This is a genomic window from Duganella sp. Root336D2 (assembly GCF_001425005.1).
Lineage (GTDB): Bacteria > Pseudomonadota > Gammaproteobacteria > Burkholderiales > Burkholderiaceae_D > Rugamonas.
The window spans coordinates 322214-335376 of the sequence record NZ_LMDB01000039.1; the positions used below are offsets into that span (position 1 = coordinate 322214).

Consider the following 13163-nt stretch of genomic DNA (forward strand, 5'->3'; position numbering starts at 1 on the left):
ATGTTTACTATCGGCCTGGGTTGCGACCGTGGCGCCATGCTGCAAACGGTTCGTGATGCTGTACACGCAGCACTGCGCGCAGCCGGCGCCCAGCCTGGCCAAGTGGCCGCCGCCGCGAGCATCACCCTGAAGCGCGATGAGGAGGCGCTGCTCGCCTTCGCGCAGGAAGCCGGCTGGCCGCTGCATTTCTACGCCCCGGAAGAACTGGCCGCGGTGCCGGTACCCAATCCATCCGAAACGGTGCGCCGCTACACCGGAACGCCATCGGTCAGCGAGGCGGCCGCGCTGCTGGCAGCCGGCCCAGGCACACCAATGACCGCACTGGTCGTTGAAAAATTCAAACTGCGAGGCGTGGACAACCGCAATGTCACCGTCTCCATCGCAAGGAAGAACCCATGAACGCACAACTCGAACAAGCCGCTACCGCGGGCAAGATCATGCTGGTGGGGATCGGCCCCGGCAGCGTAGAGCACATGACGCAGCGCGCCCGTGATGCCATCGCCGAAGCCGACGTAGTCATCGGCTATGTCACCTACATCAAGCTGGTGGCCGACCTCATTGAAGGCAAGGAAATCATCCGCAAATCGATGACGGAGGAACTGGACCGCGCAGTCAGCGCCCTGGAGGCGGCACGCGCCGGCAAGAAGGTCGCGCTGATCTCTTCCGGCGACGCCGGCGTCTACGGCATGGCCGGCCCGACCTACGAGGTGCTGTTCCAGTCCGGCTGGACGCCGGAGGACCCGGTGCAGGTGGAGATCATCCCCGGCGCATCCGCACTGAATAGCTGCGCCGCCCTGGTCGGCGCACCGCTGACGCACGACTTCTGCGCGATCTCGCTGTCCGACCTGCTGACGCCCTGGCCAACCATCGCCCGCCGCCTGGATGCGGTAGCAATGGCGGACTTTGTGGTGGCGCTGTACAACCCGAAAAGCGGCCGCCGCACGCGCCAGATCGTTGAAGCGCAACGCCTGTTCCTGCGCCACCGCCGCCCCGACACCCCCGTGGCCATCGTCAAGAGCGCCTACCGCCGCCGCGAAAACATTGTCTTCACCACCCTGGATTGCATGGGCGACGCCGACATCGGCATGCTTAGCACCGTCCTGATCGGCAACAGTAATACCTTCATCCGTAATGGCCTGATGGTCACCCCGCGCGGCTACGCCAACAAATACGATATGCAAGAGGGCGGGACGACGCGCGAAGGTGAACGCGCAGGCCGCTCGCTGTCGACTGGCTTGCTGGGATGGCTGGATACGCTGCGCGCCGAACACGAAGCCGGCGCCAGCATCGAAACACTGGCAGCGCAGTACCGCCTACCGGCCGACTACATCCAGGCCACGCTGGACGAGCCGTGGCAAGCCGAAACAGTCACTGAAGTGGACGGGGGCGAGGCATGAGCGACGCTCCAGTCAAACCAAAAATCAGCAGCTACCACCGCCATCTGCTGATCTGTACCGGCCCGCGCTGCACCGCCGACGGCCAAGCGCAGGCCTTGTTCGATAGTCTTGGAGATAAATTCAAGGCCGCGGGCCTGAACGAAGGCGAGCTGCGTGTGAAGCGCAGCCGGGTAAGCTGCTTCGCCGCCTGCAAGGGCGGCCCGATCGCCTGCGTCCAGCCGGATGGCACCTGGTACTACAATGTCACTCCCGAGAACATGGACCGCATCATCGACCAACACCTGTGCAATGGACAGGCCGTCGAGGAAATCGTGTTCCATCAACAGTGAGAGTAGAAGTGCAGAGTAGTTTTGACCAGGCAGGAATTGATGCCGTTTATCGTGTGATTGCCGAACGGCGCGACGTGCGTCACTTCGTGCCCGGTGCAGTGGATGAAGACCTGCTCATGCGCCTGCTGGCCGCAGCCCACCAGGCGCCCAGCGTTGGGCTGATGCAGCCGTGGCGCTTCATCCGCATCCAGGACCCCGCTTTGCGCGAGCAGATGTACCGGCTGGTCGATGAAGAACGCCAGGCTACCGCCGCAGCCCTGGGCGAGCGCAACGAGGAATTCATGCGGCTGAAGGTCGAAGGTATCCGCGAATGCGGCGAAGTGCTGGTGGCGGCCCTGATGGACCAGCGCGAAAGGCACATCTTCGGCCGCCGCACTTTGCCCGAGATGGACCTGGCCTCGGTCGCCTGCGCCATCCAGAACATGTGGCTGGCCGCCCGCGCTGAAGGCCTGGGTATGGGCTGGGTGTCGCTATTCGACCCGGCCAGGCTGGCGTCTTTGCTGGGCATACCGGAGGGCGGCAAACCGGTCGCCATCATCTGCCTGGGTCACGTTGCCGGCTTCTATCCCAAGCCGATGCTGGAACTCGAAGGGTGGGCAAAGCGCGGCAAACTTGCCGACCTGGTTTATACCGACAGGTGGCAGGATAACAACAGTGTATAGCGTATAATCGCCGCCGTTTGGTGCCTCGCGCGCGTTCAAGCGCGCAGTTAAACGGGAAACACATGGCCATGCTGCTTCAGCCAGCAAGCCAAGGTGTGCTGCCCCCGCAACGGTAAGCAAGCGTCGTTCTTCAACGACAGGTCGTCTCTCAAGCCACTGTGCGCAAGCATGGGAAGGCAAGACGGTCCGCCTTGCCAGCCCGGATACCGGCCAGACAGGTGGTGCACACGTCGGCAACGATGCGTGCGCTGTTCGGTCGCGCTCACGGGGAGGTGGGCGGGATTGCCGATTCAAGCATCCATAATGAAAAAATCATTGATCCCCATGATCGCGGGGGCGTTGTGCGCTGTCGCGCACGCACAAGAGCAGGAAGCACCAGCAAGGGTGTACGTTGTTGGCCACCACTACGACAATGGCATCCGCACTTCCGACGCAGCCAGCGAAGGAACCATCACCGCAGCATTGATTGCCAACCGGCCCGCTTTGCGGCCCGGCGAAATCCTGGAATTCGTGCCGGGCATGATCGTCGCCCAGCATAGCGGCGACGGCAAGGCGAACCAATACTACCTGCGCGGCTTCAATCTGGACCACGGCACCGACTTCGCCACCTTCGTCGACGGCATGCCAGTCAATATGCGTACACACGGCCACGGCCAGGGCTACACGGACCTCAACTTTCTGATCCCGGAGCTGGTAAGCAAGATCCGCTACCGCAAAGGCCCTTATTACGCCGACGAAGGCGACTTCGCCTCGGCTGGTGCTGCGCACATGGGTCTGGCCGATAAGCTGAACGAAGGCTTCGCATCGCTTACCGCCGGTGTGCATGCCTATCGCCGCGGCGTCGTGGCGAATTCCACCGAGGTTGGCAACGGCAACCTGTTGTACGCACTGGATCTGGGCCACAACGACGGCCCATGGCAGATGCCGGAGAGATTCCACAAGTCGACTGGCGTGCTGCGCTACAGCTCGGGGACCAGCGCGGAACGATTCAGCATTACCGGCATGGCTTACAAAGCAGGCTGGCACGCTACCAGCCAGATTCCGTTGCGCGCAGTGCAGGACGGGCGCCTCGACGAGTTTGGCGCGGCCGATCCAAGCGATGGCGGCCGCACGGCGCGCTACAGCCTTTCCGGCGAATGGCGCAAGCGTGTTGGCGATTCGCTGACGGAAGCCCACGCCTACGTGGTGCGCAATGACCTGGCGCTGTACAACGACGTCACCTACTTCCTGGATGATCCGGTCAACGGCGACCAGGTCCTGCAAACCGAACGCCGCAAGATGACTGGCTTCGACCTGACCCAGACCTGGTTCGGGCAATTTGGTGACCGCTCGATGGAAAACAGCATCGGCGTGCAGGGCCGCTTCGACCGCATTGCCCCGGTCGGCCTGTATGCAACGACGCAGCAGCGCGTGCTGCACCCGATCGCCGAGTCGCGCGTGACAGAAGGCAGCGTGGCGGTGTGGTTCCAGAACACCGTGCAGTGGACGCCTTGGCTGCGCTCCATCACCGGCCTGCGTTATGACCGCTACAGCTTTGATGTCGCCAGCTCTATCCTGGAAAACTCCGGGAAGGTGAACGATCACATTGCATCGCCCAAGCTCTCATTGATCCTGGGGCCCTGGAGCAAGACGGAGTTTTTCGTGAACTACGGAGAAGGCTTCCATAGCAACGACGCGCGCGGCGCCACGGCCCGCCTGTCGCCACGCGAGCGCGAGCCCGTCGAGCCCGTCACACCGCTGGTGAAGACACGTGGCTCGGAAATCGGCGCACGCAGCGAGTTCGTGCCTGGCTTGCAAAGCTCGATGGCGCTGTGGCGCCTGCGTTCTGGCTCCGAGCTGGTGTTCTCCGGCGATGCAGGCGACACCGCACCTAGCCGCGCCAGTAAACGTTCCGGCATCGAATGGAACAACCACTATGCAGCCACCAGCCATTTGCTGCTGGACTTCGACCTGGCCTATTCGCGCGCCCGCTACACGGAGTTCGATGCGGCCGGCGACCGTGTTCCGGGCGCTGTGGAAAAGGTGGTGTCATTTGGTGCGACACTGAACGACATCGGCCCATGGTCCGGTGCGTTCCAGCTGCGCTATTTCGGTCCGCGTCCGCTGGTGGAAGATAACAGCATTCGCTCAGCCAGCACGGCGCTTGCCTACCTGCGCACTACCTATCGCTTCGATCGCCGTTGGCAATTGACGGCCGACGTGTTCAACCTGTTCGACCGCAAGGCGAGCGATGTCGATTACTACTACCCCTCACGACTTGCCGGCGAGCCGGCAGAGGGCGTATCCGACATTCACTTTCACCCCGGCGAACCACGTACGGTGCGTTTGACCTTGCGCGCGGTGTTCTGAGCGCCCAGCCCGGCCAGGTATGCGCACAGCATATCGGCCAGGGCGCCTGCATAGGCTGTAATTTCTTCGTCGCTGCGGGGCTCTTGTGAAAACTGCTGCCCGACGGCGCTGAGCGTATCCATCACCAGGTCGCTCGCCAATGTGCGCTCCGCGTCGGTAGCCTTGGGCAGCGCCTCGTCGATGAAGAGCCGGAACATCTGGTCGCCGGCAGCTTTGGTCTCGATCGCCTCCGGCGCGTCGCGGTACAGCGGCGCCGCATCATTAAGGGCAGTCCGCACCGCCGCCTCTTCGCATTCCGAACGTACAAAGGCATGTACCAGTTCGCGCATGCGGTCCAGCGGCGGTTTCGCTGGATCTTGCAGGATTTCGGTCAGCATGGACGAGGTCTGCTGCCACTCGTCGCTCTGAAGGCGGAACAGGATGGACGCCTTGTTGGGGAAGTACTGGTAGATCGACCCCACGCTCACGCCGGCGCGCTCCGCCACCCTTGTCGTAGTGAAGCGGCGAGCACCTTCTTTTGCTAAAACCTGAATAGCTGCCTGCAGTATCGCGCCAACCAGGTCATTTGAGCGGGCCTGTTTTGGCCTTCTTCTCGAGGAGACACGGGAGCTTTTGTTATCAGTCATGAGGGGAGTCGGGAATGCGAATATGAAACGTGAAGGATTATTCATATTATTCCTGCTCTTACACAAGAAAGGAAGAGCCCCATGATTACCCTGACATCCGCACCTGTCGCGCCCCTGCTGAACCGCCTGTTCGACGAATCCGAAAACACCAGGGTGCCCGCCATCGCCGCCTTCGGCGCGCTCCCAGCAGAGGATCGCGTGCGCATCATGAGCAGCAAGACCGGCTATCGCGACATCTATGCGGACTTGAAAGACGCCGCGATCCCGGTTTCGCGCGAGACCGGCCTGCTGCTGTACATGTTGGCGCGTAACGCCAAGGCGAACGTGATCGTCGAATTCGGAACTTCGTTCGGCATCTCGACCCTGCACCTTGCCGCAGCCCTGCGCGACAACGGCGGCGGCCTGCTGGTCACCACGGAATTCGAACCGTCCAAGGTACAGCGGGCCCGCGAAAACCTGGAGGCCGGCGGTTTGCTCGACCTCGTCGAGATCCGTGAAGGCGATGCACTGGAAACCCTGCGCAATGGCTTGCCGGAGCAAATCGACCTGCTGTTGCTGGACGGCGCCAAAGGCCTGTACTTCGACATCCTGCGCCTGGTGGAGCACCGCCTGCGTCCCGGTGCGCTGATCATCGCCGACAACGCCGATTACTGCCCTGAGTATATGTCAAAGGTGCGCGACGCGGAGGGCGACTATCTGTCCCTGTCGCTGCCGGGCGATGTTGAACTGAGCATGAAGCGCAGCTGACACTCACGTTATAAGACGCGCGGTTCTAAGCCGGCACTGTCCACGTGAAACCGCGTTTCAAGTAAGCTTAGGACGCATTGGACTGCGCCGAGTGAGCGTGTGATCGGCTTAATGTCCTTGATTGGCCGGGTGGAAGCAATGGTCGCAAGGAGCGGAGCGACAAGCTTCGATTCAACAAAGTGGCTGGAGGCCTGGCTTAACAGTCCGCTGCCGGCACTCGGCGGTGTGCGGCCCGGCTCATATCTCGATACGATGACTGACCAAGAACTCCTGGCGAGCTGATTGCTATGGCCGAGTCGAGGGCCTATGCGTGAGGCGATGCAGACGATTCAACTGTACTACATACGGCGCAGCCCACCGCTCTTCAACTTCCAAGAGGCGGCGGACGCATTGCTCGCGCACATGACCATCGTAGTGACGTGTCCCCAGACAAAGCGCAATTAAGGCCGCTTCGCCTGGGCGATTCATGCCATTAGCCAGTTGCCCCTTGTCGTAATACACACGATAAGGGATGCTCAGGAGCTCCCCGTCCAAGTGAACTGAAATCACGGTGTCCGATGGTGTGTGCATCTGACCATATGCGAGCGTCGAGACTGAACTTCTGACTCGTTCGGCCAGTTCTGCGGGAAAAGCGTGAATCTCCACATTTCCGTTTTCGCCTTGCCGCGCAAATGAAAAGATCACCCTGAATTCCCATAATTTTGGAAGGCGCACTGCCGGTATGGCACCGCCAGCCGCCCGACCAACTTTATTGTTTACCGACCGACTTTATTGTTTCAAGTCAATCAAAGCAAATTGATCACTCAACCGTGACCGACTTCGCCAAGTTACGTGGCTTGTCAACGTCCGTACCACGGGCCAAGGCGGTGTGGTAAGCCAGCAGCTGCAGCGCAACCACGTGCAGGATCGGGGACAGATGGCCGTAGTGTTCCGGCAAGCGGATCACGTGCAGGCCGTCGCCGGAGGTGATGCGCGAGTCGACGTCGGCGAAGACGTAGAGCTGGCCGCCGCGGGCGCGCACTTCCTGCATGTTCGACTTCAGCTTCTCCAGCAGCGCGTCGTTCGGGGCGATGGTCACGACCGGCATTTCGTCGGTCACCAGCGCCAGCGGGCCGTGTTTCAACTCACCGGCTGGATAGGCTTCGGCGTGAATGTAGGAGATCTCTTTCAGCTTCAGCGCGCCTTCCAAGGCAATCGGGTAGTGCAGGCCGCGGCCCAGGAACAGGGCGTTCTCTTTGCGTGCGAATTCTTCGGCCCAGGCGATGATCTGCGGTTCCAGCGCCAGCACGGCGGCAATGGCGGACGGCAAGTGGCGCATGGCTTTCAGGTGTGCGGCTTCCTGTTCTTCGGTCAGCAGGTCGTTTACTTGCGCCAGGCTGAGGGTCAGCAGGAACAGGGCGGACAATTGGGTGGTGAAGGCCTTGGTCGAGGCCACGCCCACTTCCACACCGGCGCGGGTGATGTAGGCCAGTTTGCACTCGCGCACCATGGCGCTGGTCGACACGTTGCAAATGGTCAGGGTGTGTTCCATGCCCAGGCTGCGCGCGTGCTTCAGCGCGGCGATGGTGTCGGCGGTTTCGCCGGACTGGGAGATGGTCACCACCAGGGTCTTAGGATTCGGTACGCTGTCGCGGTAGCGGTATTCGGAAGCGATTTCCACGCTGACCGGTACCTTGGCGATCGATTCGATCCAGTACTTGGCGGTCAGGCCGGCGTAGTAGCTGGTGCCGCAAGCGAGAATCAGCACGCGGTCGATCTCCTTGAATACTTTGTAGGCGCCGTCGCCGAACAGCTCCGGCATGACGCCGGTTACGCCTTCCAGCGTATCGCCGACCACGCGCGGTTGCTCGAAGATTTCCTTCTGCATGAAGTGGCGGTATGGGCCCAGTTCCGCGGCGCCGGTGTGGGCATGCACGGTCTTCACTTCGCGGTTCACTTGCTTGCCGTCGACGTCGACGATCCAGACGCGGCCCAGCTGCAGGTCGACTACGTCGCCTTCTTCCAGGTAGATGATCTGGTCGGTGGTGCCGGCCAGCGCCATGGCGTCGGATGCGACGAAGTTTTCACCCTGGCCGATGCCGACGATCAGCGGCGAGCCTTGGCGCGCTGCCACCACGCGGTGCGGCTCTTCGCGGCAGAACACGGCGATGGCGTAGGCGCCATGCAGGCGCTTGACAGCGTGCTGCACGGTGTCGAACAGGTCGCCGTTGTACATGTGGTCGACCAGGTGGGCGATCACTTCGGTGTCGGTCTGGCTGGTGAAGACATAACCCAGGGCGGTCAGCTCGGCGCGCAGTTCGTCGTGGTTCTCGATGATGCCGTTGTGGACCAGGGCGATGCGGGCAGCAGCTTCGCTTGGGGAGAAGTGTGGGTGGGCGTTATGCGAGGCTGGGGCGCCGTGCGTGGCCCAGCGGGTGTGGGCGATGCCGGTGAAGCCGTTCAGGCCGCCTTCATCGATCTGCTTTTCGAGGTCGGCCACGCGCGAGGTGCTGCGGGAGCGCTGCAGTTTGCCATCCAGGTGCAAGGCAACGCCGCAGGAGTCGTAGCCGCGGTATTCCAGGCGTTTCAGGCCTTCAACCAGGATTGGGGTGATATTGCGCTGGGCTACAGCGCCGACAATACCGCACATACGCGACCTCATTCGTTAAAAGTTAATGAGTGCATGCTAGAGCAGGTGTGACGAAATTTGCTTTCTCATTTTCCAATAGTGTGAAAGAATATTTCTCACCACTTATTGTGAGAAATATTCTTTCAAATTATGGACTTTGATGAAATTGATCGGCGTATTCTGAATGCCTTGCAGAAGGATGCGTCGCAAACCAACGCCGAGTTGGCCGCTGCCGTACACGTTTCGGCGCCCACTTGTTTGCGTCGGGTCAAGCATTTGCGCGACTCCGGGGTGATTGAGCGTGAAGTTGTCCTGGTGGCGCCGGATAAGGTTGGCTCGCACCTGACCGCGGTTGTGGAAATCTCCTTGGATATCCAAGCCGCTGAACGCATGACGGAATTCGAGGCGCTGGTGGCCCCGGAGCCGGCGGTGTTGCAATGCTACCGGGTCTCGCCCGGGCCGGATTTCGTGCTGATCGTACAGGTGGCAGATATGCCGGCCTACCACGCGCTGGCCCACCGTTTGTTCGCTGGCCAGGCCAATGTACGTAACGTCAAAGCCTACTTTTCCACTTTCCGAAGCAAGTTTGAAACCAGCATCCCGGTCTAAGCAGTTATCCCGGCTTATACCCGGCTAGTCACAAGCTTATACACAACTTTCTCCACACGGACGCGCTGCCCGAACGCAGTTATCCAGCGATCCACACCGCATATCCTCGCGTTTTCCGCAGGGTTTCCCACACATTTATCCACAGTTTTGAGTTATGCATGGTTGTTAGCCTGTATTCCCCAGGCTTTTCCACAGAACCGTTACCATGGCGCGCTTTGTGGATAATGCAGGTATGCCAGGTGTCGCTTATCCAATGCCTATCCCACCGTTTTCAGTCGGAATTGCACCGGCTTTTACACATCTTTATCCACAGCGCTAGAATGGGGCATGAACTACCTCGCACATATCTACCTGGCACGGCATAGTGAGGCGGCGATGGTTGGCGCCATGCTGGGCGACTTCGTCAAGGCGAACGGTGGGGACCACTATGCGCCGGAGATTGCGAACGAGATCGCGCTGCACCGCTTTATCGACTCGTTCACGGATAGCCACCCGGTGGTAACCGAGGCCAAAAGCTTGTTCACGGAGGGCCGGCGGCGTTACGCGGGCATCGTGCTGGACGTGTTCTACGACCATATCCTGAGCCAGCGCTGGGACGAATACTGCGAAGAGCCGCGCGCGGAGTTGATCGAGCGCTTTTACGGCGCCCTGGCCTCCCATGAGGGGCAATTGCCGGAGCGGCTGCGCGAAATCCTGCCCAAGCTGATCAAGCAGGACTGGCTGGGAGCTTATGGGGAATTCAGCGGGGTCGAGCTGGCGCTGACGCGCATGTCGGACAGGTTAAGCCGCAACGGCCACCTGCTGCGCGAGGGCATCGGGGAAGTGCAGCAGCACTACGAGGCGATCGCGGACGGATTCGATCGCTTCTTCCCCGAGCTGGTGAAATTTACTTACCAGCGCCGCCGCCAGTTTTCGGTTGCTTGACTGGGCGCTTCCAGCCTTCAATCGTCAATTGCTTAGGGCGCGAGATGGTCAGCTTGCCGGCTGGCGCATCCTTGGTCAGCGTGGTGCCGGCGCCGATGGTCGCGCCTGCTCCCACGATCACCGGGGCCACCAGCTGGCTGTCGCTGCCGATAAAGGCGTCGTCTTCAATCACGGTGCGGAACTTGTTCGCACCATCGTAGTTGCAGGTGATGGTGCCGGCGCCGATATTTACGCGTGATCCGACGGTGGCATCGCCTACATAGGCCAGGTGATTGGCCTTCGAATGCGCAGCAACCTGGCTGTTCTTGATCTCGACGAAGTTACCCACATGGACGTCCTCACCCAATTCGGTGCCCGGGCGCAGGCGGGCGTATGGGCCAATCTGGCTCTTGTCGCCCACCACCGCTTCTTCGATATGGGTGAAGGCCTTGATATTGGCGCCAGCGCCGATGCGGGCGTTAATCAGCACGCAGTTCGGGCCGATAGTCGCGCCTTCGCCGATTTCCACCTTGCCTTCGAAAACGCAGCCAACGTCGATGGTCACGTCGCGGCCGCAAGTCAGCTCGCCGCGCACGTCGATGCGTGCCGGGTCGGCCAGGGTCACGCCTTTGTCCAGCAGACAGTTGGCGACATTGCGCTGGTAGATGCGTTCCAGTTCGGCCAATTGCGCTTTGCTGTTCACGCCCAGCACTTCCCAGGGTGCGGCAGGGTGGGCCGAAACGACTTGCACGCCTTCTTCCACCGCCATGGCGACGATATCGGTCAGGTAGTACTCGCCTTGCGCGTTTTCGTTTTTCAGCTTGCCCAGCCACTGTTTCAGCTTGGCGGTCGGGATCACCATGATGCCGGAATTGATTTCCTTGATCATGCGTTCGGCTTCTGTGGCATCCTTCTCTTCAACGATGCGCTGGATGGCGCCACCCACGCGGACGATGCGGCCAAGGCCGAAGGGGTTGTCCTGCACCACGGTCAGGATGCCCAGCTTGTCCTTGCCTGCGGCGTCGGCCAGGCGTTTCAGGGAAGCGGAGGAAGTCAGCGGAACGTCGCCGTACAGCACCAGGGTTGGCTGGTCGTCGTCGAGGTGTTCCAGGCCCTGCTGGACAGCGTGGCCGGTGCCCAGTTGCGGTTCCTGCAATGCGGCCGAGATTTCGGTGCCGGGAACGGCCTTGTGCTTGTCCAGCGAAGCCAGCACCGCTGCGCCGCCGTGACCGTAAATGACGCACAATTTAGCCGGAGACAGGCTGCGCGCGGTGTCGATAACGTGAGACAACAGGGACTTGCCAGCTACGGGATGCAAAACTTTTGGCAGCGCCGACTGCATGCGCTTACCCATGCCGGCGGCGAGGATGACGACGTTCATAGACCGTAGTTTTCTTGTGTGAGTTAAAAAGATGAAAAAGTTTAACACGTGCATCGTGCTGGCTTTTGCCATTCTGCTCGCAGCGTGCAGTTCCCTGCGCCTGGCTTATAACAACGGCGACACCTTGCTGTACTGGTGGCTCGATGCCTATGTCGATTTCGACAACGAGCAGAAAGGGGAGGTCAAGCAGGACATTGGTGAGTTCTTCCGCTGGCACCGCAAGACCCAGCTCCAGGACTATGTGCAGTTCCTGCAGAAGGCCCAGCACCAGTTGCATGGCAACCCGACCCCGGCCGACCTGATGGCCGATTATGTGGATATCCGCGACCGCACCGAGGCGTTGATGCTGCGCTCGGCACCCGATATCGCGGAGCTGGCGCTGTCGCTCAAGCCCGACCAGCTGGAGAGCATGGAGAAGAAGTTCGCCAAGAACAACGCCAAATTCCGTAAAGAGAATATGAAGGGCGACGCGCAGGACCAGAACAGGTTCCGCTACAAGAAATCGATGGAACAGTTCGAGCTGTGGTTCGGCGACTTCAGCGACGAGCAGGAGGCCATTATCCGCAAGGCATCCGATGCGCGTCCGCTGGATAACGGGTTATGGCTGGATGAACGCATGCGGCGCCAGCTCAAGATCATCAACCTGGCGCGCAGGATCATGACCGAGCAACCGAGCAAGCAGGTGGCCACGCAATGGATAGAGGAGTTGATACGCTCGGGCTTTGACCGCTTCGGCGTCTCGGAGCGCAGGGCCTTCTTCGACAACTACACCCAGGCGACGCTGGACCTTGTCCACACCGTTGTGCGCATCTCCACGCCGGAGCAAAAAGCCCACGCGCAAAAGCGCATGGACGGCTGGATCAAGGACTTGAATACCCTTTCGGCGCAAGTGCATTAGGCCTTGGCATAGGGGCGGCATGAGATAATGCCGCCCATGCAAAAGAAGAAAGTCCCCAACCAGGTCCGCATTATCGGCGGCGACTGGAAGCGCACGCCATTGCCGGTACTGGAAGCACTGGGCTTGCGCCCAACGCCCGACCGTGTGCGCGAAACCGTCTTCAACTGGATCAACCACCTGCACGATGCCGCCTGGAGCGACACCCAGGTACTGGACCTGTTCGCCGGCAGCGGCGCGCTCGGTTTTGAGGCTGCCAGCCGCGGCGCGGCCAAGGTCACCATGATCGACGCCAACAGCGCCGTTGTGCGCCAGCTTGAATCCAACCGCGAGAAGCTGAAGGCCACGAATATCGCCATCCAGCGCGGCGACGCACTGGCAACGGCGCAATCGCTGGCCGGCCGCGGCGCCAAATTCGACCTGATTTTCCTCGACCCGCCGTATGAGCAAGGCTTGCTGGAGCGCTCGATGCCACTGTGCCGTGCCCTGCTCAAGGACGGCGGCCTGGTATATGCCGAGGCGGAAGCACCGCTGGCCTTCGACGGCTGGCAGGTGGTTCGCGCCGATAAGGCGGGCATGGTGTTCTACCACCTGCTTCAGGCATTGCCTGAAAATGAGGCATAATCCTTCTTTGTCCTAAGCCAATCGCATGGAGTT

General features: G+C 61.0%; 14 protein-coding genes and 1 riboswitch. Of the genes, 11 read left to right on the top strand and 3 right to left on the bottom strand.

The features are described from left to right. The 5 genes from ASD07_RS29575 to ASD07_RS29595 all read left to right on the top strand — a co-directional run bounded on the left by ASD07_RS29575 (position 1) and on the right by ASD07_RS29595 (position 4737). Positions 1-399 carry a cobalamin biosynthesis protein gene (locus ASD07_RS29575; RefSeq protein WP_055939403.1) on the top strand — a complete coding sequence of 133 codons (399 nt, stop codon included), beginning with the start codon at positions 1-3 and terminating at the stop codon, positions 397-399. Beyond that, positions 396-1397, top strand: coding sequence for a precorrin-3B C(17)-methyltransferase (gene cobJ, locus ASD07_RS29580; protein WP_082507638.1), 1002 nt, complete (start codon positions 396-398; stop codon positions 1395-1397). The genes ASD07_RS29575 and cobJ overlap by 4 nt, the downstream gene beginning before the upstream one ends. Beyond that, positions 1394-1726: a ferredoxin gene (locus tag ASD07_RS29585; RefSeq protein WP_055939406.1), complete on the top strand. Its 333-nt coding sequence runs from the start codon at positions 1394-1396 to the stop codon at positions 1724-1726. Before cobJ ends, ASD07_RS29585 begins: the two co-directional genes overlap by 4 nt. 8 nt (positions 1727-1734) lie before the next feature. Then, positions 1735-2388 carry a 5,6-dimethylbenzimidazole synthase gene (gene bluB / locus ASD07_RS29590; protein ID WP_055939409.1) on the top strand — a complete coding sequence of 218 codons (654 nt, stop codon included), beginning with the start codon at positions 1735-1737 and terminating at the stop codon, positions 2386-2388. Position 2389: 1 nt separating this feature from the next. After that, a riboswitch (cobalamin riboswitch) is annotated at positions 2390-2618 on the top strand. Between the two features lie 73 nt (positions 2619-2691). Further along, positions 2692-4737, top strand: a complete 2046-nt coding sequence (locus tag ASD07_RS29595; RefSeq protein ID WP_156398224.1) for a TonB-dependent receptor — start codon at positions 2692-2694, stop codon at positions 4735-4737. Here ASD07_RS29595 and ASD07_RS29600 read toward each other — a convergent pair. Then, positions 4686-5408 (bottom strand): TetR family transcriptional regulator, encoded by a 723-nt coding sequence (locus ASD07_RS29600; protein ID WP_307145654.1) that lies wholly within the window; start codon positions 5406-5408, stop codon positions 4686-4688. The genes ASD07_RS29595 and ASD07_RS29600 overlap by 52 nt on opposite strands. A 36-nt stretch (positions 5409-5444) precedes the next feature. On the opposite strand from ASD07_RS29600, the gene ASD07_RS29605 reads away from it, so the two are divergent. Both ASD07_RS29605 and ASD07_RS32440 read left to right on the top strand, forming a co-directional pair. Beyond that, positions 5445-6110, top strand: a complete 666-nt coding sequence (locus ASD07_RS29605) for an O-methyltransferase (protein WP_055939418.1) — start codon at positions 5445-5447, stop codon at positions 6108-6110. Between the two features lie 138 nt (positions 6111-6248). Then, positions 6249-6392: an MbcA/ParS/Xre antitoxin family protein gene (locus tag ASD07_RS32440; RefSeq protein WP_373922110.1), complete on the top strand. Its 144-nt coding sequence runs from the start codon at positions 6249-6251 to the stop codon at positions 6390-6392. 517 nt (positions 6393-6909) lie between these two features. Here ASD07_RS32440 and glmS read toward each other — a convergent pair. Continuing rightward, complete coding sequence (glmS, locus tag ASD07_RS29610; protein ID WP_055939421.1) at positions 6910-8739, bottom strand: glutamine--fructose-6-phosphate transaminase (isomerizing); 1830 nt, start codon at positions 8737-8739, stop codon at positions 6910-6912. Positions 8740-8868: 129 nt separating this feature from the next. Here glmS and ASD07_RS29615 point away from each other — a divergent pair, with 129 nt between their 5' ends. Together ASD07_RS29615 and ASD07_RS29620 are read left to right on the top strand one after the other, a co-directional pair. Beyond that, positions 8869-9327 carry an Lrp/AsnC family transcriptional regulator gene (locus ASD07_RS29615; RefSeq protein WP_055939425.1) on the top strand — a complete coding sequence of 153 codons (459 nt, stop codon included), beginning with the start codon at positions 8869-8871 and terminating at the stop codon, positions 9325-9327. Positions 9328-9654: 327 nt separating this feature from the next. Then, entirely contained in the window at positions 9655-10251 is a 597-nt protein-coding gene (locus tag ASD07_RS29620; protein ID WP_055939428.1) for an ACP phosphodiesterase, read from the top strand. On the opposite strand, the gene glmU is transcribed toward ASD07_RS29620, so the two are convergent. Beyond that, a complete protein-coding gene (gene glmU, locus ASD07_RS29625; RefSeq protein WP_055939430.1) occupies positions 10214-11611 on the bottom strand; it encodes a bifunctional UDP-N-acetylglucosamine diphosphorylase/glucosamine-1-phosphate N-acetyltransferase GlmU in 1398 nt (465 codons plus the stop codon). The genes ASD07_RS29620 and glmU overlap by 38 nt on opposite strands. Before the next feature lie 31 nt (positions 11612-11642). Here glmU and ASD07_RS29630 point away from each other — a divergent pair, with 31 nt between their 5' ends. Together ASD07_RS29630 and rsmD are read left to right on the top strand one after the other, a co-directional pair. After that, complete coding sequence (locus tag ASD07_RS29630; protein WP_055939433.1) at positions 11643-12509, top strand: DUF6279 family lipoprotein; 867 nt, start codon at positions 11643-11645, stop codon at positions 12507-12509. 27 nt (positions 12510-12536) lie between these two features. Then, positions 12537-13130, top strand: coding sequence for a 16S rRNA (guanine(966)-N(2))-methyltransferase RsmD (gene rsmD / locus ASD07_RS29635; protein WP_156398226.1), 594 nt, complete (start codon positions 12537-12539; stop codon positions 13128-13130). Positions 13131-13163 lie beyond the last annotated feature (33 nt).